The sequence below is a fragment of the Nitrobacter sp. MLSD-S21 genome (assembly GCF_058809865.1).
In genome coordinates this window covers 762,250-782,611 of record NZ_JBXASZ010000002.1, presented here as the reverse complement: position 1 = coordinate 782,611, position 20,362 = coordinate 762,250, and the positions used below count along the sequence as shown (strand labels likewise).

At 62.0% G+C, this 20,362-nt stretch carries 26 protein-coding genes; 1 reads left to right on the top strand and 25 read right to left on the bottom strand.

Features of this window, described 5'->3' with window-relative positions; translation table 11 throughout:
- From AC1RT6_RS09625 to AC1RT6_RS09520, 22 genes are all read right to left on the bottom strand, one after another.
- Positions 1–2,787, bottom strand: a complete 2,787-nt coding sequence (locus tag AC1RT6_RS09625) for a glycine-rich domain-containing protein (protein ID WP_493029470.1) — start codon at positions 2,785–2,787, stop codon at positions 1–3.
- Positions 2,788–2,809: 22 nt separating this feature from the next.
- Entirely contained in the window at positions 2,810–5,065 is a 2,256-nt protein-coding gene (locus AC1RT6_RS09620; RefSeq protein WP_493029469.1) for a beta strand repeat-containing protein, read from the bottom strand.
- The gene (locus tag AC1RT6_RS09615; RefSeq protein WP_472791130.1) at positions 5,058–5,690 is read right to left on the bottom strand and encodes a hypothetical protein; all 633 of its coding nucleotides are present in this window, start codon (positions 5,688–5,690) and stop codon (positions 5,058–5,060) included. The genes AC1RT6_RS09620 and AC1RT6_RS09615 overlap by 8 nt, the downstream gene beginning before the upstream one ends.
- A gap of 3 nt (positions 5,691–5,693) precedes the next feature.
- Positions 5,694–5,870, bottom strand: coding sequence for a hypothetical protein (locus AC1RT6_RS09610; RefSeq protein ID WP_472791131.1), 177 nt, complete (start codon positions 5,868–5,870; stop codon positions 5,694–5,696).
- Positions 5,871–5,873: 3 nt separating this feature from the next.
- Complete coding sequence (locus tag AC1RT6_RS09605) at positions 5,874–6,587, bottom strand: phage adaptor protein (protein ID WP_472791132.1); 714 nt, start codon at positions 6,585–6,587, stop codon at positions 5,874–5,876.
- Between the two features lie 65 nt (positions 6,588–6,652).
- Entirely contained in the window at positions 6,653–6,976 is a 324-nt protein-coding gene (locus AC1RT6_RS09600; protein ID WP_472791133.1) for a hypothetical protein, read from the bottom strand.
- 18 nt (positions 6,977–6,994) lie between these two features.
- Positions 6,995–7,459 (bottom strand): hypothetical protein, encoded by a 465-nt coding sequence (locus AC1RT6_RS09595; RefSeq protein ID WP_472791134.1) that lies wholly within the window; start codon positions 7,457–7,459, stop codon positions 6,995–6,997.
- Positions 7,460–7,479: 20 nt separating this feature from the next.
- Positions 7,480–8,427 carry a N4-gp56 family major capsid protein gene (locus tag AC1RT6_RS09590; RefSeq protein ID WP_472791135.1) on the bottom strand — a complete coding sequence of 316 codons (948 nt, stop codon included), beginning with the start codon at positions 8,425–8,427 and terminating at the stop codon, positions 7,480–7,482.
- Between the two features lie 25 nt (positions 8,428–8,452).
- Positions 8,453–9,052 (bottom strand): hypothetical protein, encoded by a 600-nt coding sequence (locus tag AC1RT6_RS09585; protein ID WP_472791136.1) that lies wholly within the window; start codon positions 9,050–9,052, stop codon positions 8,453–8,455.
- 138 nt (positions 9,053–9,190) lie between these two features.
- Positions 9,191–9,481: a hypothetical protein gene (locus AC1RT6_RS09580; protein ID WP_472791137.1), complete on the bottom strand. Its 291-nt coding sequence runs from the start codon at positions 9,479–9,481 to the stop codon at positions 9,191–9,193.
- A 3-nt stretch (positions 9,482–9,484) separates the two neighbouring features.
- A complete protein-coding gene (locus AC1RT6_RS09575) occupies positions 9,485–11,410 on the bottom strand; it encodes a portal protein (RefSeq protein ID WP_472791138.1) in 1,926 nt (641 codons plus the stop codon).
- Positions 11,411–11,467: 57 nt separating this feature from the next.
- Positions 11,468–11,731 (bottom strand): hypothetical protein, encoded by a 264-nt coding sequence (locus tag AC1RT6_RS09570; RefSeq protein ID WP_472791139.1) that lies wholly within the window; start codon positions 11,729–11,731, stop codon positions 11,468–11,470.
- Positions 11,732–11,784: 53 nt separating this feature from the next.
- Positions 11,785–13,371: a terminase large subunit gene (locus AC1RT6_RS09565; RefSeq protein ID WP_472791140.1), complete on the bottom strand. Its 1,587-nt coding sequence runs from the start codon at positions 13,369–13,371 to the stop codon at positions 11,785–11,787.
- Positions 13,361–13,612 carry a hypothetical protein gene (locus AC1RT6_RS09560; protein WP_472791141.1) on the bottom strand — a complete coding sequence of 84 codons (252 nt, stop codon included), beginning with the start codon at positions 13,610–13,612 and terminating at the stop codon, positions 13,361–13,363. Before AC1RT6_RS09560 ends, AC1RT6_RS09565 begins: the two co-directional genes overlap by 11 nt.
- Before the next feature lie 27 nt (positions 13,613–13,639).
- Positions 13,640–13,876 carry a hypothetical protein gene (locus tag AC1RT6_RS09555; protein ID WP_472791142.1) on the bottom strand — a complete coding sequence of 79 codons (237 nt, stop codon included), beginning with the start codon at positions 13,874–13,876 and terminating at the stop codon, positions 13,640–13,642.
- Positions 13,873–14,127, bottom strand: a complete 255-nt coding sequence (locus AC1RT6_RS09550; protein ID WP_472791143.1) for a KH domain-containing protein — start codon at positions 14,125–14,127, stop codon at positions 13,873–13,875. The genes AC1RT6_RS09555 and AC1RT6_RS09550 overlap by 4 nt, the downstream gene beginning before the upstream one ends.
- 1,034 nt (positions 14,128–15,161) lie before the next feature.
- Positions 15,162–15,518, bottom strand: coding sequence for a RusA family crossover junction endodeoxyribonuclease (locus AC1RT6_RS09545; RefSeq protein ID WP_472791144.1), 357 nt, complete (start codon positions 15,516–15,518; stop codon positions 15,162–15,164).
- A 17-nt stretch (positions 15,519–15,535) separates the two neighbouring features.
- The gene (locus AC1RT6_RS09540) at positions 15,536–15,757 is read right to left on the bottom strand and encodes a DUF6894 family protein (RefSeq protein ID WP_472791145.1); all 222 of its coding nucleotides are present in this window, start codon (positions 15,755–15,757) and stop codon (positions 15,536–15,538) included.
- 120 nt (positions 15,758–15,877) lie between these two features.
- Positions 15,878–16,060 carry a hypothetical protein gene (locus AC1RT6_RS09535; protein ID WP_493029468.1) on the bottom strand — a complete coding sequence of 61 codons (183 nt, stop codon included), beginning with the start codon at positions 16,058–16,060 and terminating at the stop codon, positions 15,878–15,880.
- The gene (locus tag AC1RT6_RS09530; RefSeq protein WP_472791147.1) at positions 16,057–16,929 is read right to left on the bottom strand and encodes an ArdC family protein; all 873 of its coding nucleotides are present in this window, start codon (positions 16,927–16,929) and stop codon (positions 16,057–16,059) included. The genes AC1RT6_RS09535 and AC1RT6_RS09530 overlap by 4 nt, the downstream gene beginning before the upstream one ends.
- A gap of 81 nt (positions 16,930–17,010) precedes the next feature.
- Complete coding sequence (locus AC1RT6_RS09525) at positions 17,011–17,187, bottom strand: hypothetical protein (protein ID WP_472791148.1); 177 nt, start codon at positions 17,185–17,187, stop codon at positions 17,011–17,013.
- Complete coding sequence (locus tag AC1RT6_RS09520; RefSeq protein ID WP_472791149.1) at positions 17,168–17,545, bottom strand: hypothetical protein; 378 nt, start codon at positions 17,543–17,545, stop codon at positions 17,168–17,170. The genes AC1RT6_RS09525 and AC1RT6_RS09520 overlap by 20 nt, the downstream gene beginning before the upstream one ends.
- Positions 17,546–17,682: 137 nt before the next feature.
- On the opposite strand from AC1RT6_RS09520, the gene AC1RT6_RS09515 reads away from it, so the two are divergent.
- A complete protein-coding gene (locus AC1RT6_RS09515) occupies positions 17,683–18,231 on the top strand; it encodes a hypothetical protein (protein WP_493029467.1) in 549 nt (182 codons plus the stop codon).
- A gap of 111 nt (positions 18,232–18,342) precedes the next feature.
- Here the strand turns inward: AC1RT6_RS09515 and AC1RT6_RS09510 are convergent, their stop codons facing one another.
- The 3 genes from AC1RT6_RS09510 to AC1RT6_RS09500 form a co-directional block, all read right to left on the bottom strand.
- A complete protein-coding gene (locus AC1RT6_RS09510; RefSeq protein WP_472791151.1) occupies positions 18,343–18,786 on the bottom strand; it encodes a YopX family protein in 444 nt (147 codons plus the stop codon).
- A gap of 95 nt (positions 18,787–18,881) precedes the next feature.
- Entirely contained in the window at positions 18,882–19,361 is a 480-nt protein-coding gene (locus AC1RT6_RS09505; RefSeq protein WP_472791152.1) for a hypothetical protein, read from the bottom strand.
- A 186-nt stretch (positions 19,362–19,547) separates the two neighbouring features.
- Positions 19,548–20,210: a hypothetical protein gene (locus tag AC1RT6_RS09500; RefSeq protein WP_472791153.1), complete on the bottom strand. Its 663-nt coding sequence runs from the start codon at positions 20,208–20,210 to the stop codon at positions 19,548–19,550.
- Between the last annotated feature and the right edge of the window lie 152 nt (positions 20,211–20,362).

The window sequence follows — 20,362 nt, the reverse complement described above, 5'->3', positions numbered from 1 at the left end:
TTACTTTTTCAGCGGCGCTAGCTCGTAATCGAAATCCTCTACCTCCGGTGCGTCGTTGCCGTTCACCGTGAAGCCGAACCGCAATTGCAGGTTCGCGACTTCGGGGATGCTCGCCTTCGCTTTGACAGCGCACAGCTTTGCGTCGGTAACGTGCGCAAGCGTCGCGTAGTCGGCCTCGTACTTCTTCTTGCAGCCGAACGTGATGCCGGTGCTCGCGGGCAGGGAGGCGTAGTACGCGCACACTTCAAGCGCCGTCTTGAGGATGCCGCGCTCCTTCGCAGCCGAGAGCATCATCGTCTCGATGTAGGCGGACGGGTACTTGGCGGAGTAATCGAGTCTGTCGACGCCAGCTCCGTTCGCGTCCTTCCATGCCACGTAGAGGTCGGCGCCCTTGGCGAGAACCGCGCCTACCTCCACGCCCTCGAGCTCGCCCGACGAGATAGGGAAGGAGAGGTCGAGCATCTTCGGATAGTCCTTGCTGTAGGAGCCGAAGGAGTAGACTCCCTGGAGCGCGGGGTCGCCGGCGAGGTTGGAAAGGCCGAACACCGGCACGCCCATGTGCGTCGCGACCGCGCCTTGATGGATGGTGGCCCGCCTGGTCGGCGACCACTCGCCGGGGATGCGCGCGTAGGGGAGTAGCTGCTCGCCGTTGTAGAAGAACAGCTTCCCGAACTCTCCCGTAAGGGCATAGACGTAGTTGTCGTCGCGTATGAACGCGCTGACGCCGTTCTCCTCCACCGCGTCTTGCGCGGACCAGCTCGGGCTCGCCGTGTCCCAGCGCAGCACGCGCGCGAGGTTGCGGCCCTCGACCCTCGTGCCGACGAGCGCGTCCACGTCGAAGTCGATGAGCGTCGTGATGCGCTCGGGGTCCTTGATATTGAACGTCGTGTCCACCAGCGTGCCGGAGGTAGAGGTGCCGCGGTACTTGGTGGCGTCATTGCCGAAGCTGTTGGCGCCGGTCTGCATCGTGGTCGCCGTGTCGTCGGCCGTGTAGACGGCGGCTTCCGACATCAGCAGCGCGACCCGGAGCTGGAAGTCTGCCGTAGAATCGAGCGTGACGCTTGCCGTCGCCGAAGTCCCGCTGTTGTTCTGGCTGCCCGGGCTGGGCGCAGCCTGGTCGACGCCGTCGCATGCGAAAGCGTGGAAGAGCATATCCGAGGTCGGATCGTCCCACGTCACCGTGACGTCGCCAGTCTTCGCATCGGGATTGACCAGCTTGTAGATCGAGTACCGCATGGGCGTGCCGCCGATGATGGCGCCGCCCGAGGCGTGAAGCGTCAGCGCGTCCCCGTCGAAGGCGGCCCCCGATACGGCGGTGCTGTTGTAGTGCGCGGCTATGACGAATAGCGCCTTCGCGTGTCCCGCAGGGATGGTGAGCGACTTCGTGAGGGTGGAGCGGGCGATGGCGAACGTGCCGTCGGTGGTGAAGGTGTGGATCGTGTTGCCGCCCGCCGTAGTGACCGTGCCGCCGGTCGCGGTCATGCTTCCGGTCGGATAGGAGACGATCACGATGCCGGACCCGCCGTCTCCGCCGTCGGCGACGCTAAATCCTCCCCCGCCGGAGCCGCCGTCGCCGGTGTTGGCATTCGCGTCTGCGCCGATGCTCCCGCTATTGCCGCCCCCGCCGCCGCTGGCATAGGTGACCGCCGCGCCCGAGATGGCGCTGGATACGCCCAACCCGCCGCCGCCGCTGCTGCCTCCGGAGCCGTTGCCTCCGATCGAGCCCGCGCCGCCTCCGCCGCTGCCGGCGGGCGTGCCGCCGGGAGAGTCGCCGCCGTCATTTCCCTGTCCCGCCGTCCCGCTTCCGCCGGCCCTCCTTCCTCCTCCGCCGCCGCCCGAAGCTCCGTCCAGCCCGAAGCCGTTCCCTCCGCCGCCGCCTCCGCCGCCCAGGGCAGTGACAAGGCCGCCGAGCGAGGACGAACCGCCGCTGGCGCCGGCCGTGCTGCCGGTATTGCCCGCGCCGCCGGCGCCAACGATGACCGCGTAGCTGCCCTCGGCGACGCCGGCATGGGAGGTCTCGATGAGGCCGCCGGCTCCGCCGCCGCCGCCGTAGTCGCCGCTTAGGCGCGCGCCTCCTCCGCCGCCGCCTCCGACGACGAGGGAATCGAAGCTGTACGTGGCGGCCTCAGGATAGGCCGCGCGCACGGAAGCCGTGACCGTGGGAAAGGCCCGGTCCGAGGGATTGATGAGCAGGCCTACTGACATCCATTTCACCGGGACGCTGAGCTCGGTCGTAAGCGTCCCGCTCGGGTTCGCGTCAGCCGTCGTGGGCGCGGCGATCTTCGAGATGACGGTCCTGTCCCCGATGAAGAGGTCGAGGTTCTGCTCCAGCATCGGGTGGGCTTCGTCGTCGCCGCTGGCGAAGGCGGCATAATTGTCCTGGGCGAAATTGGCCCAGTCTCCGTCGAGGTCGTCTACATGGATTCTGTGGACGTGCTTTTCGGTCGCCCAGTAGATCCAGTGCTCGAACTCGTGCGCGCCGAGGCACTTGGCCTCCCCGCTCGTCGGCGCGGTCGTGTGCTTGAGCGTCCACGCGCCGTCAAGCTCGCGCCACACCTTGCCGCTCTCCGCGGAGAACCACAGCGTCGAGCCGTCGGATACCGCGATCCTCTGCCTGCACAGCTCGTCGACGGTGGCGCCGGAATTCTTGGTGAGCTTCTGGCGGACCCTGATGAGGCCGGGCGCGGAATGGATGTCTATGCCGACAAGCCTGAATGCGCTTCCAAGAACCCCGCTCCATTTGGAGTCGCTGAGCCCTTTGATGCCGTTAGGGAAGAGTGCCGCCATAGGTATCGTGAGGCGATAGCCCCTATCGACAGTAATTCGCCTCGCTGACCATCACGCCTGACGGATTGAGGTAGAAGCTGCCCGGCCCGCCGTCGGAGCGGTTCATGTTCACGCAGCCCTTCGAGCTGGTGAGGCCGATGCTACCGATGGTGACGGTGGTGGTCGCGCTCGCGCCTGAAGTCACATGGAAGATGGAGAAGGGCGAGCTTGTGCCGATGCCGACGTTGTTTCCTTGCCTATTCAGAACGAGCGGTTTTGAATTGAAGGTCTGAAGCTCGCCGTAGCTCCCACTATCAGTGATGGTAAGCGCAGCGCTGCCGCCGCTTGTCTGGAGGAGAAGCTGGCCTCCGCTATTTCCCAAGGTCGTGCCGTTGAAGGTGAGTTTTGTACCCGACGTGATTTTAGTGCCGTCGTAGAAATTAACACCGTTAAGGACTTGCGTCGTGGTCGCAGTTCCTCCGTTGGCTATTGGAAGCGCCGTGCCACTGTAACTAATGGCAAGCGTGCCAGAACTGGTAACCGGAGAACCGGTTATGGACAGAAAACCCGGTACGGTTGCAGACACCGATGTCACGGTCCCGCTGTTTTGGCTAAGGCAGGTGCCATTCACGGCATAGCATTGGTTAGCCGGGATGTTGATGCCTGTTCCGTAAAATGACGTCGTTCCGGTGGTGAAGTTGGCCACGTTATGTATTGAGAAGATGGAGCCCGGCGACGTAGTTGCTCCAATTCCGACGTTGTTTCCCAGGGCGTTGAGGACAAGGGGCTTCAAGTTGAACGTCTGTACCCTCCCATACGAATTTTCGTCGCTGAAAGTCAGACCAGAGCCAACGCCGGATAGCAGCTTAATCGCAAGACTGCCGTTGATAGTGTTCACCTGATCGATTTGATTACCGAAGTAGGTCGAATTGGAGCCAGCATCGTAGATGAGTAACCCAGCATTATTGCGGCCAACCGTGTTTCGAACGTTCGAGTTCGTCGACGAGGTAGCGACGTAAATACCGTAACTGCCCGCGCCGTTGATCGTGTTTCCGTCCAAAAAGGTGTAATCGCTATCAAGCGAAATGCCTTTTTCCGTGGATGTCGCAATGTAATTTCCAAACAACGTTATATTCGATGGTCGGTATCCGCCGCTAGGCTCAGTGGAAATGCCGTGGCGCCCAGAGAAGTAGCTGAAGTTTTGAGACACATCGAGGCCGTCAATAAAGCCTGCGATACGTATGCTTGTGCCGGCGTCGCTGACCGAGCTGTTGTGCCGTATCCCGATATTCGTGGCCCTATAAATGCCGAACGCGTCACTGCCTGACGATAGCCGTATGCCGGCATCTCCATTTGCTTCAGTGCGATTAAATTCGACAATCTTATTGTGGCCTCCGAGGCCTATGCCATAGAGGGCGTTGTGAGCTAGGTAATTGTTGGTGATGCTCCCGTTGTACGTATCATAATCGCCGTCCATTATGCCGTAGCCCTCGGTAAGAGAGCCGTTGTAGGTCGAGGTGTTGTCACGAATGCGGTAGTCGTGGCTGTTGTAGCCAACGTAGATGCCGTTTCGGCCCGAGTTCTCCGTGAGGTTGTTGTATATATCGAAATTGTTTGAGAGCTTGGTGGATGGCGGATCGTCGCCTGAAACGATTTCGATCCCCTGATCAACAGCGTTTGTCGTGTGAACGTTGTAGATGCTAAAAAACTGGCCCCACTCGACGCGGATAGCACTGACGCCACCAGTAACATTGTTGGCTTTGTTCCCGTCGATCTTCAGATCGTGAATAGAGAAATTTGAAACAGGTCCGGTCATGGTCGTCGTTGCAGTGACGAACACTGACCGGTTAACGGAGTTGTTCAGGGCAAGGACAGTCGCGTCCCCTTGGCCTGATACTGCGACGTTGCTTCGCAAGACTATCGAACTGCTAACCGTTGATGTACCAGCCGATATCAGCACCCCGCCGCACTGGCCCGACGCCGTAAGGGACGAGCAATTATCGATCGCGCGCTGAATGCCGCTGCTTGTGTGAGGGTAGTTGACGCCATCCACGACAATGACGCCGTTGAGCATCGAAGCTGTGGTTGTCGCGAGAGTGGACGTTCCCTTTACCGTTACAGGTCCAGCAACGGTGCTTGTGGCAGCATAGGTCCCGTTAGCCTTTCCGACGAGCAATTGCCCGATCGTCGGCTTTACGTCGCTTCCAGTGCCGCCCTGCGGGACGGTAAGGACGGCGACAGCGTGTGCGGATAACGGCAACAGAAGCGAGAGAGCGATGACCAGAAGTGCTTTACGCATAGATGATAGTGAAAGGGAGACCTGATAATTCGACTGGGAGCGGCGTTGTGAACGTGATGCTGCTGCCTACTACGCTGTAGTCCCCGGGGTGGATGAACTGCCCGTTGATCGCGAATGCGTATATTACGTTTATATCATGCTCGGTCCCGTACTCGGCGTTGCTGCCGTCGACTAGGCCGGTCGGCCTTTCGGTGTAGACAGAAGCGGGCGCGCCAGTGGGTCCCGTTGCTCCGGTCGCGCCCTTGTAGTTCTTCCATAAGCCGGCGAAGTCGGAAGCTTCTGGAGAAGCGATTTCAGTTTCCGTCGAGAGCACCGCGATGTAGTCGAGGCCCGGGTTGAACGTCGTCGTGAAGCCGGTGCCGCTGCCGTCGCTCGCGTAGGCGATGTAGACGTAAGCGCTCGCGCCGTCCGCTCCATCGGCGCCGTCGTTGCCTGTCGCGCCTGTGTTTCCCGTATCCCCTTTTTCGCCGGTGTCTCCCTTGTCGCCCTTGAATTCGGAGCGCGCCGCCTTCTTGGTGGTGCCGTTCGGGCCGTCCGTCGTGTCGGACACGTCGACGACCGCGACCCAGTCGCCGTTCGCAACGGGCGCAAGGGTGGTGAGTTGGCTTATCCTTTTATCGGCCATAAATCATTTGGGTGTCTTCGTGTAAGCGGTCTCCGTCTTGCCTCCGCTCGTCTCGGTGAAGATGATCCTGCTGCCGGTCTCCAGGAGCAGATACGCGCCGTCCTCCTTGAGCAGGAAGCTCCTGAAGCCCGCCTTGACGTAGGCGGCAGCGGCTTTGGCTATCTTGGTGAAGGCGGTCATAGGTCAGTAGTCGAAGCCCTCGCCGCCCATCGTTGAGCCGCCCGGCACTGACGCGGTGAAGACGGCGCTTAGGTCGGCGGTCGAGAACTCGTCGAGCTTGCGTTCGAGGTCCTGGTCGTATGCCAGCTCCTTGGTGCTCAGCTGCATGCCGTTGATGTCCTTGAACTCGATCGATACGCGGCGAGCCAGGAGCTCGTGGAATTCGCGCGGGAAGCCGTGCGTGGTGGTCGAGGGGTCGACGGAGAGGTCGGTCGTGCCGGAAAGGTCGGACAAATCGGCCGGGAAGGCGTTGTAGACCAGCCTTCCGCCCGCGGTGACCGCCGCAATGGCCCCTGAGAGGACGTATACGGCCCTGCGGCGCACGAAATACCAGGGCGCGGCGTTTGAGTGGTACCCGGCGATTTCGGCCTCGTTTAGCGCAAAATCGGCGGGCGCCTGCACCGCGCGCGCCCGCACGTAGTCGCCGTCGGAAGAGAACTTGAGCTCGAGCGACACGATGCTGTTGAGCACGTCGTCGGGGAAGGCGTACTCGCGCTTTCCGGCCTCGAGGTCGAACGTCGCCGGGATATTCCACGCCTCCTGCCGCTCCTGCTGGATGCGGCCGGCGATCTCGTCCTTGAACGTATTGACGTGCACAAGCACGGCGGCGTCGGAGAAGGTGTCGGAGGTCGTCCGGGTTTTGCTTCTGATGAGGCTGGCGAGCTGGGTGGCATTCATAGATTGGTTTTTGTTTCCGCGCCCATCCCAGTCCCGCAGGGCAGAGGGACTGAGTGAGGGCAGTACTAGGCGGTCGCTATCCAGCGGCACTGCTTGCTCTGGACTGCGGCGGTCGCCGAGATGGTGACGGTGCCGCCGGACACGGAGATGGCGGCGTCGCTGGTGTCGAGCGTGCGGGTGCCGGCGGCGACCGTCTTGATGGTCGTGCCGTTGGCCGCGCCGTCGTACCACTCGTACTTGATGCGGTCGGTCGCGTTCTCCCACACGAAGTAGCGCGGGGTGAAGCCGAGCGTCAGCGTCACGGCCGCCGCGGTCGCATCAGTGATGAAGCTGCCGGACGCGCGATGCACGATGCCGTCGCTGTTGAGCTGGGATGCTGTGATGGTCATGGGTAATCGGGTTATCTGCTAATTGCCGTAGCGGGTCATCGGAACGTCGCCCTCGCCGGTGATGCGGTTCGGGTGGCTGTCCACGGTCATCTTGTGCCTGAGCTTGACCTCGAGCACCTCGGCCACGGACTGCGGCACGTCGACGTACGTGCCCTTGCGGATGTACATGGGATAGCCGTTGAGGACGACGGACTGGGTGACGCCCTGCTTCTCCCCCGCCGCGAGCGGGATGAAGACCTTGACCTTGGGCTGCTTGGCTAGCTTGTCCTTCATCGCGCGGGCCTTGCTGCCCAGCGGGATAGGCGAGAGGCCGGCGTCAGGAGTGCCCGGGCGGGCCTTCGGCGAAAGCTCCTCGAGCGAGGCCTTCTCGTCCTCGCTGGGCTCGGCCTCCTCGGCTTCGGGGGCCTCTGCCTCGGTATCCTCTACCTTCTCGTCGACCTTCTCCTCGTCAAGCGAAGCCTGGGTTTTCTTGGGTTTAGCCATGTTTAGTGCGTTAGCGAATATTACGAGACCGCGTGGCGCAGCGAGAGGCCGAACGCGTCGTTGAGGATGGTGGCCACGAACGTCGCCTTCCATGCGGAAGTCTGGCGCTGGCGGAACGGGTCGGAGTTGCCGCCGGGGCCCTCGACGATGTTCTTCATCGCCTCGCCCGCGATGCGGGAGATGGCGTAGAAGTCGGCCGCCATGATGAGCGTGCCGTACACGTCAATGCCGCCGTTGCCCGCGTCCGCGTACACCTTGGCATTGGTGGTCTCGATGAAGCGGACCTCGTCGAGGGAGCCCACCTCGCCCGGCATCGCCGCGCGCTGGCCGTACTGCTCGACCGGGATGAAGCCGCTGATGTTCTTCAGGTCGAACGTGGTGTTGGGATGCACGATGCCGATGAAGGCGGCGTCGAGCGGCGACGTGTTGTATCCGTCGGAGGCGCTCACCATGGAGGTGAGCTTCTTGGCGTTGTTGTTCTTGAGCGTGCGCACGGCCTCCTGGACCTCTGCCTTGGTGATCTTCATGGCCGAGGTGACCTCGCTGTTCTGGGTCGCGGTCGAGGCGTACTGGATGGTCGTGGTGGTCGCGAGCTCGTCGCGGGTGATCTGGTCGAGCGTGTTCGCGGCGTTCTCGCCCAGGATGTCGGCGACCTCCATGAGGATGGGATCGAGCGTCGTGAACACGAGCTTGTCGGTGAGCAGGAAGCCGCGGCCGTATTGCTGCACGGTCGCGTCGATGTTGGTCACCGAGAGCGTGTCGAGCGTCGGCGTGACGCCCTCGACGAGAGGGGTCGCGTCGGGCGCGAGGAGCGAGTACCTGCGGAAACGGATGCTGTCGGTGCTGTTGCGCGGGATGTCGCGCACTTGCCCCCACTTGCCGTGGACGAGCAGCGGCCGCGCCTTGGTGAGCATCTTGCGGTCGTAGTACGATCCTACGGCATCGGGGACGGTGGTGGTGGTGTTCAAGTTAGTGGCTAAATGAGCTTGTAAGTTACTGCGTGCTGCCGCTCATGACCTTGGTGACGGACTTGTTGAATTCCTCATCGGTCAGGTCCCAAGCGGACTTCGTCTTCGTCTCGGCCGGCCGGCGCGTATGGCCTCCCAGGCGGGTGCCGCGCGCCTCGTCGTCGGCCTTCTGCTTCGCGGCTTCCTTGCCGTAGAGCAGGGAGCGGACGATCGTGTCGACCGGGACCTGCGCGTAGGCGGGGCTTTCCATGTACCGGCGGACCGTCTTTTCCATCTTCTTCGCGTCGGGGTACTTGGAGAGTGTCGCCTGCAGTTCCTCCTCGTCTTTCGACTTGGCGAACGACTGCGCTATCGGCTCCAGCTCCTCGCGGATGACGCTGCGGAGCTCATCTGCAGGAGAAGTGTCTTCTGTCTGCGGCTGGGCCGGCGCTATTGTGCCGCGCTTCTTCCCCTTGAAGTACTCGGCGCGCCAGTCAGTGCGCACGGGAGGCTGTTCGTCCTCCGGCTCGGGACCAGGAGCGGGGTCAGCTGCTGGTTCGGGCTCATCCGGATTTACTGGCTCCGGCGCCGGCGTCTCGACTATCGGCTCCTCGACGGTTGCCGGGTCGGTAATTTCTTCTGGCATAGTAGTTTTTGGTTACGCGCATTGGGCCGAAATGCCGAGACGGCCCGCTGCGGATTGATAACTCGGCCTCACTGCGGCCGGGACAGTCCTGGGGGACTGAGTGCCATCCATGAGGCCTCATGGACAGCGCTCAATTCATCAGTCGTACACTTCCTGCGACACGTCTTCCGGCTCGTCCTCCGCGTACTCCTCGATGAGGTTCTTCGGCAGGTCGCGCAGCTCCATGCGGTCGACGCGCTCGCGGCGCAGGCCCTCGACCGTCTCGCCCTCCGCAAGCGGCGCCTCGCCGAACAGCTTGGCCTCAGTGAGGGCGATGTCGCCGCCCAGCTCGTCGACCAGTATCTTCCAGCCCGGATGATTGAGAAGGTCTGCCAAGGCCGCTGTGCGCGCCTTTTTCTCTTCCGTCGTTAGCTCGATAGTACCATCCATAATTTATTGCGCGAACGATTGGCCCATCGGCGCTGTGGACTTCTGCCGCTCAGGCGCCGGCGCCGACACGGGATTGAGGTCCATGCCGGGCTGCGCGGCCGCGAGCTGCGGGAACGCCTGCGGGTTCTCGCGCTTGTGCATCATCATCTTCTTGTGCGCCTCGATATGGGCCATCGTCGCCGGCGTGGACGCGGCGTCCTTGTGCTTCTCGAGGTGGACCGCGTCGTCGTCGAACGCGCCCAGCTCGACGAATTTGTTGTCGCTGAGCAGCTGGTTCTCGTCCTCCGCCTTCAGCTCGTCGATCGTGGGCGGGAACATGAGGAAGAGCTCGGCGGTCTTCAGGCGGCTGATGCGGCCGAGGCGGCGCAATAGGTAGCGGCGGTTGGTCTGCGGGTCCTGCATCGCGATCTGCGCGAACGCCGAGAACTCCGCGAAGTCGCGCTTGCGCTTGGCCTCGGCGACGCGCAGGCTCTCGACGTACACGTCGGGATCGACCTCCGCGACGATGTTCTCCTTCGTGAGGGTGCGCCACGAGGTGGCGAGCGGCCCCCTGATTCGGATGACCTTCTCGTCGATGTCCTCCTTGAAGTGGTGCTTGTAGAGCCAGTACCACTGGTTCCAGAAGCGGCGCTCGCTCCAGCCGAAGATGGCGGCAGACAGCGAGCTGCGCGCGCTGCGGGCCGCCGCGACCAGCTCGTTCTCCCCCAGCGTGCGCTCCTGCGCCGGCGAGACGCCCTGCGCGATCTCGGGCGCCGCCACGGCCTTCTGCGCCGCCACGTCGAGCACGTTGAGGATGTTCTGCACCTGCGCCGTCACCGCCGTCGCCTTGTTCATCGGCATGACGGCGTTGTTCACGTCGCCGGCGACGCCGACCATCTTGTTGAAGGCGAAGTTGAGGTCGTTGCGGTTGCGTATCTTCTTCTTGTTGTAGAGGTACATCGGGTGCAGGTCCGCGATGGCCGCGTCCAGCCCGAGGTTGATCATCTTGGCGCGTGCGCGCTGCTTGTCCTCGATGAGGTCGGGGATGGAGACGCCGTCCCAGTCGTGCGAGACGGGGAAGAGCGGCCGGTCCATGATCGGCCAGCGCTCGCCCTTTATGTCCTGCTCGCGCACCACCAGCTTGCCGCCGTTTGCGGTCGTGACGATCTTCTTCTTGCCGTTGACGGTCGTGAACCACTCGAGCAGCGCGTACTCGTAGTTCTCGTCGAGCGCCTCCTCCTCATTCTTGGTGTCGGACGTGCCCTGCGCGGCGCGGCGGGCCTGCTTGGCCTCGTCGGTGACGCTGTCGTACTCCTTGGCCTTCTTCAGCTGGTCGAGGTTCTTGTAGCCGGGTATCGCCTCCATCTCCCACTTGGCGAGCGATATTTCCCTGCCGCCGAAGCGCATAGCTCCGCGACCGCGCTGGTCGCCGTTGACGGACGTTGCGCGCGGGTCGCGCAGCCACATCACGGGGTCGATGACCTCGGTGACCGGGGCCATGACGCCGGCGCTGCGGTCGAACTCGTTGAGGAGCAGCAGGCCGCGGCCGAAGAAGCAGGCGTCCCATATCCACTCGTAGTCCGCCTCGTCCTTCTGCATGACGCGGTAGTCGTGCTCGGCGAGGTCGGTCAGGTTCTCGGCGGTGTCCTGGTCGCCCTCGTCGTTGCCCTCGAACACGGCCGAGAGGCGGTCGTCGTAGAGCGCGGCGAATACGGTCTGGAACACGGTGAAGAGCAGGGGGTCGCCCACCTTGCTCTCGTCGCGGGCCTGGTTGTTGTAGAGCCTGAGCCGCCTGAGCCACTTCGCGCGCTTGGGCGCCATGAAGTCGGCGCACAGCTTGCGCTCGGCCTCTATCTGCAAAAGCAGATTAGCGAGGCGCTCGGCCTCGGCTTTGGTCTCTTCCTCGGTGCTTGTCGTTTCGTCGGCGCGCTCTTCGGTGGCGGCTGGCATGCCGTAAGTGTAGCACCTTTCCGCCGCGTCAAGCTCATGGCTGTGCCTAAGCCTGCTTCATTCGCGAGGATTATTAGGGGAGCTGGCCTGCAGCGTCCTGCATTCCTTCATGGCTTTCATGCCTTCCTCCGCTTCGGGCCGCGTCTTGAAGTAGATCCTCTCATCGATAGCGGGGGTCCCGCTGTTTGGCTTGTGGTCGATGATCGCGCACCTGTTGGTCGCGGTGTCCAGCACGACGTAGTAATGGGCCGCTTCTTCAGCCTCCGCAAAGGAGAGCGCGGCCGCGCATGCAATGAGCGCGCTCAAGACGATTTTCTTCATTGTTGCTCCAAAGGATAGCGAAGCAATGCGGATGCCTTGGCCTTTGTTCCTGCCTAGTACACGTCGAAATCCTGCGTCTGCTGGCCTTGGTTAATGTCGCTTTGGACTGCTCCTCGGCGGTACGACTTCGTCGCGAAGGCGCGCATCTGCCACGCGATGGCGCACGCGATGAGGAGGTCGAAGTGCCGCGTCGTGAGGCGCACGTCCTCGTCGCGGTCCATGAGGTCGTCCCGGGTGTAGGCCCTCAGCTCGGCGATGAGGTCCGGGTCGCTCAGCTCCAGCATGCCGTCCTCCACCGCCTTGCGCAGGTCCATGAGCATGTGCGGCTTGGTGGCCGTATTGGTATGCCAGCCGTAAGTGCGGTCCTTGCGCTCCAGCACCTGCGTGCCCGAGAACTGCTCCATGACGAAGATGTTCTCGTAGGTTTGCTTCAGCCTCGTGATCGTCGCCGCGCCGAAGTTGTTGCTCTCGGGCGCCACGATGCACTCGCCGTACGTCTCCGCCTGGCGCACGATCTCGTCGGCGAGCACGTCCGGCTTGATGAGGCTGTTTCGGTAGGTGGCGGCCACGCGGTTGGGCATCGTCGAGAAGTCGATGAATACGGAAGTCGAGCTGTCCAAGCCGACGCCGCCGGCGATGTCGTGCCCGCTGCCGTATCTGTGGCTCGGGTCGAACTCATGGAAGAGCTTGAAGCCCGCGACCGTGCGGCGCGGCGCCAGCTTCGGCTGCCTGTCCAAGGACGCGCGGTCGAAGAAGATGTCGGCGCCGATGGACGGCTCCTGCAAATACTCGCCGGCGAAGTCCTCGGCCGCCTTCTCGATGCGCTTGATTGCCTCGGGCGTGTACGCCTCGGGCCATGTCGGCTTGCCGTCCTTCCTTATCGGGGTGATGAGCGTGCAATCGGGATGCTTCTCGACGAGGCGGTGCACGTTGCCGCGCTCGGAGAGGTAGTTGCAGTTGTAGAGCGCGCCGCCGTGCGTCGCCATGCCGGTGCGCGCCTCCTCCATGTTGTCCCAGATCGACTGGAGCGTGACTGCCGAGCGCAATACCTTCCTGTTCTCGAAGTCCTCGAACCAGAGCAATGAGGGGCGGCTGTCCTCCTGGATGTCGCCGCGCTGGCCCATGCCGACCGAGTCCGCGCGCACCTTCACCCCGGTTGCGGTGGTAAAGCTGGCCATCGTCTCCTCGCGCTTGGCGTCGGTCTTCTCGAATATCTCCGGGTAGTGGTGCTTGATGCGGGGGGAGATGAGCAGGTTGTACAGGTCGGTCACGTTCTGCCGCGCGTTGGCGTAGTCCTCGGAGAGCGTCTTGATGTAGCGGTGCCTATGCTCCACGTCGTTGGCGATGCAGAAGGCGAGGAACAGCTTGGCGCGCGTCGTCTTGGCGCATCCGCGGAAGCCCGCGTTGACGAATACCGGCTCGGTCCCCCGGTAGACGGCTAGATCGCGCCTGTCCATCTCGCGGTGGAACGGCGCGTCGCCCGTGTGGAAGAAGCGGAAGAAGAAGTGCCGGCTCCATAGGCGGAAGCGCAGCACCACCTCTTCCTCGGTCAGGGTGGAGTCGAACGCGAAGAGGGCGCGGATATCCCTGCTATCCGCCTTGCCGTCCAGGTCCGCCTCGAGGGCTTCCCTAACCGACAATCCCTTCCCAGGCTTTTCTTGCTTTTGCTTTGGTCTCGTCATCGAAGGAGAAGAGGGGGCCGCCGTCGTGTCCCGCCAGGGGCTGCACGGCCTTGCCGAACATCTGGTCGCCGTACCACTTGGCCAGGTAAGGATCGTGCTGATAATTCTCGCGGATGTATTTGACGAACTCCTTGCGGTCGTTCTCGTCCGTATAAGTGTGGAATTGGGGTCGCGTCGTTGAGCCTACTGGTCGTGCCATAAATTCGGGTTATTAACTTGACAGGGTTCAGAGCAAATCGTCCAGCTCTGTCGGCGGCGTATGCCACCTCTCCAAAAATGTTAGCTGCTCGTCGCTGAAGCCGGCAGCGCGCCCCTCATCGAACCAGTCCTTGTTGAATTCGTTCCGCTCGACCATCGAAGGCGCGCGGCGGGGAGCGCCATGCATATTCTCCATATGGCCGGCTAGCGTGAGAACGTCATTGCAGATGAAGCCGCATTCCGGGATAGGGCAAGCGTGGTTCATATCGTTCGCTGGCCAGGCTCCTCCAGTATGAGCGATATGTTGGTCCCGTCCTTGCGGTACATCTTCATGATGTGGCGCACCGCGCCGATGCTCTGCCCCGCTTTCCCTATCAGCAATGGCATGTCGGACTTGGCCAATGAGATGCGGAAGAGGATGCCGCGCGGGTCCTCGGAGCGCGCCAAGCGCATACGCTCGGGCTGGAGCACGATGCCGCTGAGGATGCTGCGCAGGAATGCTTCGTCCGCACTCATGCCGAAATTGTACCACGCTGTGAGCCTTGCGGAGTCGAACCGCAGCCGCCCCGGATAAGCCGACCAGGCTATGAAGTCATGCCGGATTGCACGGCGCGCGGAATCGAACTCGCGTTACCCGTTCGCCCGCGTTCAGATATGGACGGGCGGCGAACCCTCCGGCCCTTCCTGATGCTATCACGCTCATGTGTTAGGCCGCGTTAAGTTCGATAACGGACCGTTAAGGCTTACCGCGCTTAAACGGGCGGTGCATAAATCGCGCATATGGGGAATGCACATGCTGATCCCAAACCCTGACATCGCTCGCAGGAGAGACAACAGCCGCGAGGCCGGCTGGCCGGTGGCAAGCGCCGTCGTGGTGCTGATGGCCGTCCTCGTATACTTGACGAACGGGCGAAGCCATCCGCCGCCTCACGGGCACGCGCAGCACGCCGCAGTCTCCCATTCTCAAAGATGAATTGGCTAGCAAAACGAAAGCCGCCAGCCCCTTGCGGGCGCTGACGGCTAATCGGCAGCACTAGGCGCGACCTGGATCAGTGACGCGATCCGGGGAGAGCGGGGTCAGAGTGGTCAAGGTCCATACCAGAGGGCACAGTTCTATCGCGAACCACGATCGGCTGGCAGCTCAAGCCCAGTAGCTCGCTTGTGAGGTCCAGACGATGCGCAACGCCGGGCGTGCACGGCTTTTCCGGGCCCAGCGAGGCCACGCCGCACTGCTTGATTGACTTATCGCACGTAATCGTAGTGCCGCCGCTTGTATTGCACTGGACGTTGTCCACGTTCTCGACGAACGAGCCGGGAGGCCGGCTGGACTCGCATCCCTTCTTGAACTCGTCTTTGCTGTCCGCGTGCGCGGGCTGTGCAAGCGGGCCCGCAAGAATCGCTAGTGCTCCGGCTATCAGCATCATTGAGCTACGCATCTGAGGTCTCCTTGGAAGGATTATGCGAATTCAGTGGAGTTTGAATAAAGCCGCTGACGGTCGTCAGGGCTGTGTCACAACCAAGAAGGGAAATAAAAGTTCCGCAATCGCTGGCTAAAGCGGCGCAACCGCGATCTCGATGCGCGGATTCGCCTTGTCATAAGCGAGCATGACCGTCACCTGCCGTATCTGGCTGTCATCCTCGTAGGCGATGCCGCTGAGCGCGTCGCAGGAGAGCTTGTGGAAATTGTCCCAGTCGACGCGGCGCCTGGTGCCGAAGTAAAGCGTGACGTGCATGCGCACCTCGCCCTTGAGCGGCTTATCGCGCCATTGCGCCCGCGCTTCCGCCTGGTACCGCTCCTTCAGAGCGCGTCCTTCGTGGCTCATGTAGCGCTTGGGATGCCGGCCGTAGCATACGAGGCCGTAGATGTGCTGCGTCGATTTCGGCTCGCCCGATAGCGTGAGCGTCACCTATCAACGATAGCATGCTAGCTGACCGCGCCGATCGGGACGACGGAGACGAGACGCCTCCGGCTGTCGTACACGCTGACGCTCCAGCCCCTGCGTGCCAGCTCTGGCATGCGCTCGAGCATCTCGCGCGCGATGTCGTTCCCGAAGCTCACCGCTTCGTCATCCGACTCCCACGTGACCTCGATGAGGTCCGATTCATAATGGGAAAGGTCCGTTATGCTGTAGCTGAAGGTCGTCATCGTCGTCGCGGGAAATGCGGATACCTCGCTGTCGTTCCGTGCGGCAAGCGGACAGAACGACGCACACGCAGCGCTAGAACGCGGCGCGGCTCACTAACGAAAAAGAGGGCCCGTAGGCCCTCATGTCTTCTTCGCCATCGCGTTCCTGCTGTCGCGGATGCGGTCGGCCTCCTTGTGGAGCGCCAGCATGTCCCGCGACAGGTAGCCCTTGGTGTGCGAGCTCTCGATGTCGGAGAACGTGCTATCGAGCTGCATGATGAGGTCTTCGAGCCGCTTGACGTACGCGCGGTTGATGCGGGTCATGCGGCCTCCCGCTTTTCTTCTGAGAATGCCCGAAGGTAGTCCGTGGCCTTAGACGCCAGACTGGCAGCCGAAAGTATCGCTCGGCTGTCCTTCCTGAGCACTTCGAGCCAGCTCTGGCAGTACGACGCATGGCGCAATTCCCCTTTCACTTGCAGGTGCGCGCAGGTCATCGCGCTTGAGATTTCCGCCACCAATTCCTCGAAGGCGTAGGCGTCCTGGTCGAACCGCGATTTCAGGTCTCGGTCCAGGCGGTGCTTAGCGCCCGTCCAGTGCGCACTTTCGTGCGCCCAGGTGGCGTAGAGGCTTTCGGCATTGCGGAAGGCTCCGCGCTCGGGCATCACGATCATGTCTCGCGAGGGGATGTATGCGGCCATCGGCTCGCCCCACCGAACCTCGGCTCCTATCGCGGCGAAGAACGCCTCTGCCTGCTCGTTGCGCTCATGCTCGGGCAGCTCGACCATTTTGCCGGCATCGGCAATATGGTCCAGGCCGTCGCATTGGCTGAGATTGAAGACGTTGAACTGGCGCATGAAAGGCACCAGCCACTCGTCCTCTGTGCCCTTCTCGATAACCTGCTTGTTGACGTAAATGCCGGGCGTGCTCTTCTCGCCCTTGCGGACTTGGCCGCCTGCTTCCTGGCATTGCTTGTACGTGAGCCATTCCGCGAGCGGATACTGCTTCTCCTGCCGCTCGGCCCATAGCATCAGGACGTTGAGGCCGTTGTAGCAATTCCGGGTGACGGCGTTGATCGGGATGATGCCGCCGCGCCTGCCTTGCTTCCAAGGCTGGAGCCAAGGCGGAAGGTTGCCCGCCTCGATCTCGCGTATGATGTCGTCGGTGACTTTCTGGTAGAGCTGCTGAACTCCCAAGCGAACCTCCTGTTGGTAGGACTAGTCCGCTCCTCATTGTACCTTGAAAGAAAAAGGCCCCTCGTAAGGGGCCTGTGCTTGTCACGACGTGTTGCGGATGGCATCGCGCAATCGCTCGAGGGCGATGATGATGCAGGAGAGCGCGTCGATCGTCATCCCGCGGCCGGGATGGTCCGATTTCCACCTCCTGTCCTCGTCGAATTTCCGAAGAGCCTCGTCCAGCTCCTCCTCAGTCACGTCAAGCTTCACCAAAGCCATAGCTGTCCTCCATCGGGATCTTCACCGCTGCGTAGGCGCGCTCAATGAAGTTGAAGCGCCTGCCGTCGATCGGCACGATCTCCTTCGAGAGATGCACGATCTCGTGCAGCGTGAGGCGGCGTATGAGCCTGGGGTCGCTGCCGAACACGACGATGACCCACGGGCTCTTGCCGTCGCAGAAGAGCGACCCGCTCCTGCTCCCCTTCAGGTCGCGGTAGACGCCCATGTAAGGCTCTACGAACGCAGTGGGGAGCTTGCTCTCGACCAGCTCCCTGAATTCCTTCTCGCTGTAGGCGGGCTGGATGACGAAGAAGCCGGTGCTTAAGCCTTCAAGCTCGACTTTCATTATGTGGGACATGGAACACCTCCACGCTCCATCGTACCGCGCGCGAAAATAATTCCTGTTCGCTATGCACAGGCATGCGCGGCATGCGGAGCGGTGAGGGCGCATGCGGCGAGTCAACAAACTCGCGGAAACGGCGTATAGGCTCGGCGATGTACATCGTCATCAAGCGCATCAAGGGCCGCCACTACAGGTATCTGCAGCGCTCGTACCGCGTGGCGGGGCGCAGGACGCCGAAGACGGACAGCAAGTGCCTCGGCCCCGTGACTCCGAACGCGCGCAATCCCAGGCAGCTCCGCGGCGCCGATATCGGCTTGGGGAGCGGCGTGTACAGCGAGGCCGAGATCCTCCTCGCCGTGAACAAGACGTTCGAGCGGCAGCGCTGGGCGCGCGACAGGATGCGCGCGCGCTCGCCGGAAGAAATCAGGCAGGAGGACGAGTGGCGCAGCGCTACGTCGCGATGGAAGGAGGAGGCGAGGGTATCCGCGCGGGAGCGCGCGCACTTCGAGGCCAAGGATGCCCGCCAGACCGCACAGGATGCGCCAGGACGCGCGAAACAGGCTGCGCCTAAGGATTTCACCGTGGACGACGAGATAGATGCGCGTGAGGCCAGATTCGAGGCCGCGGTCGACGAGTACAACGAGGGCACTACGGCCGCGCCGGATTCTCCTGCGCCAGACGACGCGCCTTCTCAGTCCTAGCCGCGCGAGCCTTAATCGCCCGTGCGCTCCGCTGCTCTGGGGTGAGCGCGTCGGCACTCGCCCTGCCGCCTTGGCTGGCGAGGAGCTTCCGCGCTTGTTTCAGGGGATCTTTCATTTGAGCAGTTCGGGGTTCTCGTAGATGTTGCCTATGACTTCGCACTCGGACATTTTGTAATAGTCCTCATCGAATGCGCGTAGGCTTATCCAACCGTCGATGCCGTGCTCGGTGTCTTCAACGGTCATGCCGAATTCGCCTTCCTTGAACTCAATGGGAAAGAACGCATTGAGCGGAAACTCTGCGACCTTTAAGTTGCCAATCCCCACATCAACATATTCACTCTCGGTGTCGGGAAAGCTGAGAATATCCCCCTCGTATATCTCCCTGCCGTTCCTGTCCTTGAGGCCGGTGAATTGGCCTACTGTGTCGGTGAGCACACCGTACTCAGCCTCATCATCCATGATGGTGCTGAGAAAATCTTCTTCGCAGAGGATGAGAGAGCCGTAACGCCACTCACCGGTCTTTTGGTCCCGACCCCTGAATTTGATCTCGCGCATACACTAGAAGAGGATATTGATTAATGCGACCAGGAAGAGGAAGAACGTGAGGCCGGTTGCCAGCGCGGCGACGTAGAATGATTTGAGCGTCATGGTTAGTTTAGAGAGAGGATGCTTTTAAGCTCTTCGAGCGAGAGGTCTTCAAGCCAGCCCTCGAAGGCGTCCGGCATATCGTCGTCCGTGCCGTGATAGCCCTCGGCGTGAGCCTCGTTCAGCTTGTCTTCCTGCTCGGAAGTCAGGTTGTCGATAATTTCGGAGCGCTCCTCGTCGGCCGCTTCCTGAACGAGCCGCTTCTCATTCTTGCGAAGCACGGCGAAGAATTCGTCTGTGGCCGCAACCACGCCCAGCTCGCCGTCTACCACCGATACCGAGCTGGTGCCGCACACTTCGCCGTCGATCACAAACTGAACCTCAAAGTCTTTCTGCATGGAAGATTTGAGATTACGAGGCTCATGATAAGCGGGATTATGCTCGGCGCACTCGACTAACTCCGTGTCGTCCCCGATGAAATCGGACTGGGAGATAAACCCCGTTCCCTCGCACAAGCAATGCACTTCAATCTTTTTGCTCTGCATAAGCTAAGAATGATTACGAACCTTATATACTTACTATTGTACTCACTGGTGAGAAGCGCGCAAGCAAACCTATCCCCATTACAACAGAGCTGAACGCGAAAGCGAATCTGTCAAGGTCGCGCCGTTCGTTGCACCACTCTCTCACCCCTTCAAAGCCGAGCGAAAAGAAAAGCCCCCGATCGGGGGCTATGCAGTCTTCTTGCCGAAGGGAATCACGTTGGGCGCGGATTGCTCCAGCCACCGCGAGCGGGCCGGCAGCTTCAGCGTGCCGTTGCCGTAGTCGTAAAAGCACGCGATCGAGCCGTCGGGATGCCGGAGCGGCGCGTACACCTTGCCCCGGTAAAAGCCGACGCCGAAGTGCTCCGCGTCCTCCTCGCTGAAGCCCAACGCGGCGACTTCCTCGGAGTAGGCCAGCTTCTCTTTGGCGAACGCCTCGGGGTCGAACGGAGCGCGGGTTGTCTCCCGCGTCGTTGTCGCCTTCTCACGGGCTGGTGGCACTGTGGGAGAACTGTGAGTGTCCTCGTCTCCCGATCCGAAATGCGACGCTATGTAGTAGGCGGCCTCCTGCTGCTCCAGCTGCTCGATATGGGCGACCAGGCCGATGCGATCGCCGCCTGCGGCCTTCGGATCGGGCGCCTTCCTGCAAAAGAAGACGCCGACGCTTCCGCGCTTCGAGCGCGCGTGCGGGGAGATGGCGAGCGTGTCGTCGCCTCCGCCGTGAACGGGGCAGCTGCACCGTAGCTGGCCTGACTGGCCGTACGGCTTCAGTTGCAGTCCGAGGATATCCGCGATCTGCCTGATATCCGCTAACGCCTCTACTTCCTCGAACGGGATGAACTTGCGGGCCATGACAGCCTCCTTCGATGTACGGGACTGCTCGCAATTCTACCATGGTAAGATTCAGTGAGAGGCGGTTCGGATGCGGGTGACAGGTCTGCCAAGCGTAGAGCCTGTTCTTGGCGCGATGTTCTATTCGCGCCTTGTCACCTGCATCTGAGCAA

Excerpts from the sequence above, each read along its gene's own strand:
- AC1RT6_RS09520 (WP_472791149.1), bottom strand. The coding sequence starts at position 17,545 with ATGTCCCACATAATGAAAGTCGAGCTTGAAGGCTTAAGCACCGGCTTC.
- AC1RT6_RS09580 (WP_472791137.1), bottom strand. The coding sequence starts at position 9,481 with ATGGATGGTACTATCGAGCTAACGACGGAAGAGAAAAAGGCGCGCACA.
- AC1RT6_RS09575 (WP_472791138.1), bottom strand. The coding sequence starts at position 11,410 with ATGCCAGCCGCCACCGAAGAGCGCGCCGACGAAACGACAAGCACCGAG.
- AC1RT6_RS09610 (WP_472791131.1), bottom strand. The coding sequence starts at position 5,870 with ATGACCGCCTTCACCAAGATAGCCAAAGCCGCTGCCGCCTACGTCAAG.
- AC1RT6_RS09510 (WP_472791151.1), bottom strand. The coding sequence starts at position 18,786 with ATGCGCGAGATCAAATTCAGGGGTCGGGACCAAAAGACCGGTGAGTGG.
- AC1RT6_RS09550 (WP_472791143.1), bottom strand. The coding sequence starts at position 14,127 with ATGAGTGCGGACGAAGCATTCCTGCGCAGCATCCTCAGCGGCATCGTG.
- AC1RT6_RS09620 (WP_493029469.1), bottom strand. The coding sequence starts at position 5,065 with ATGCGTAAAGCACTTCTGGTCATCGCTCTCTCGCTTCTGTTGCCGTTA.
- AC1RT6_RS09500 (WP_472791153.1), bottom strand. The coding sequence starts at position 20,210 with ATGGCCCGCAAGTTCATCCCGTTCGAGGAAGTAGAGGCGTTAGCGGAT.
- AC1RT6_RS09540 (WP_472791145.1), bottom strand. The coding sequence starts at position 15,757 with ATGACGACCTTCAGCTACAGCATAACGGACCTTTCCCATTATGAATCG.
- AC1RT6_RS09625 (WP_493029470.1), bottom strand. The coding sequence starts at position 2,787 with ATGGCGGCACTCTTCCCTAACGGCATCAAAGGGCTCAGCGACTCCAAA.
- AC1RT6_RS09555 (WP_472791142.1), bottom strand. The coding sequence starts at position 13,876 with ATGAACCACGCTTGCCCTATCCCGGAATGCGGCTTCATCTGCAATGAC.
- AC1RT6_RS09535 (WP_493029468.1), bottom strand. The coding sequence starts at position 16,060 with ATGACCCGCATCAACCGCGCGTACGTCAAGCGGCTCGAAGACCTCATC.
- AC1RT6_RS09585 (WP_472791136.1), bottom strand. The coding sequence starts at position 9,052 with ATGCCAGAAGAAATTACCGACCCGGCAACCGTCGAGGAGCCGATAGTC.
- AC1RT6_RS09605 (WP_472791132.1), bottom strand. The coding sequence starts at position 6,587 with ATGAATGCCACCCAGCTCGCCAGCCTCATCAGAAGCAAAACCCGGACG.
- AC1RT6_RS09570 (WP_472791139.1), bottom strand. The coding sequence starts at position 11,731 with ATGAAGAAAATCGTCTTGAGCGCGCTCATTGCATGCGCGGCCGCGCTC.
- AC1RT6_RS09515 (WP_493029467.1), top strand. The coding sequence starts at position 17,683 with ATGTACATCGTCATCAAGCGCATCAAGGGCCGCCACTACAGGTATCTG.
- AC1RT6_RS09615 (WP_472791130.1), bottom strand. The coding sequence starts at position 5,690 with ATGGCCGATAAAAGGATAAGCCAACTCACCACCCTTGCGCCCGTTGCG.
- AC1RT6_RS09525 (WP_472791148.1), bottom strand. The coding sequence starts at position 17,187 with ATGGCTTTGGTGAAGCTTGACGTGACTGAGGAGGAGCTGGACGAGGCT.
- AC1RT6_RS09595 (WP_472791134.1), bottom strand. The coding sequence starts at position 7,459 with ATGGCTAAACCCAAGAAAACCCAGGCTTCGCTTGACGAGGAGAAGGTC.
- AC1RT6_RS09505 (WP_472791152.1), bottom strand. The coding sequence starts at position 19,361 with ATGCAGAGCAAAAAGATTGAAGTGCATTGCTTGTGCGAGGGAACGGGG.
- AC1RT6_RS09600 (WP_472791133.1), bottom strand. The coding sequence starts at position 6,976 with ATGACCATCACAGCATCCCAGCTCAACAGCGACGGCATCGTGCATCGC.
- AC1RT6_RS09560 (WP_472791141.1), bottom strand. The coding sequence starts at position 13,612 with ATGGCACGACCAGTAGGCTCAACGACGCGACCCCAATTCCACACTTAT.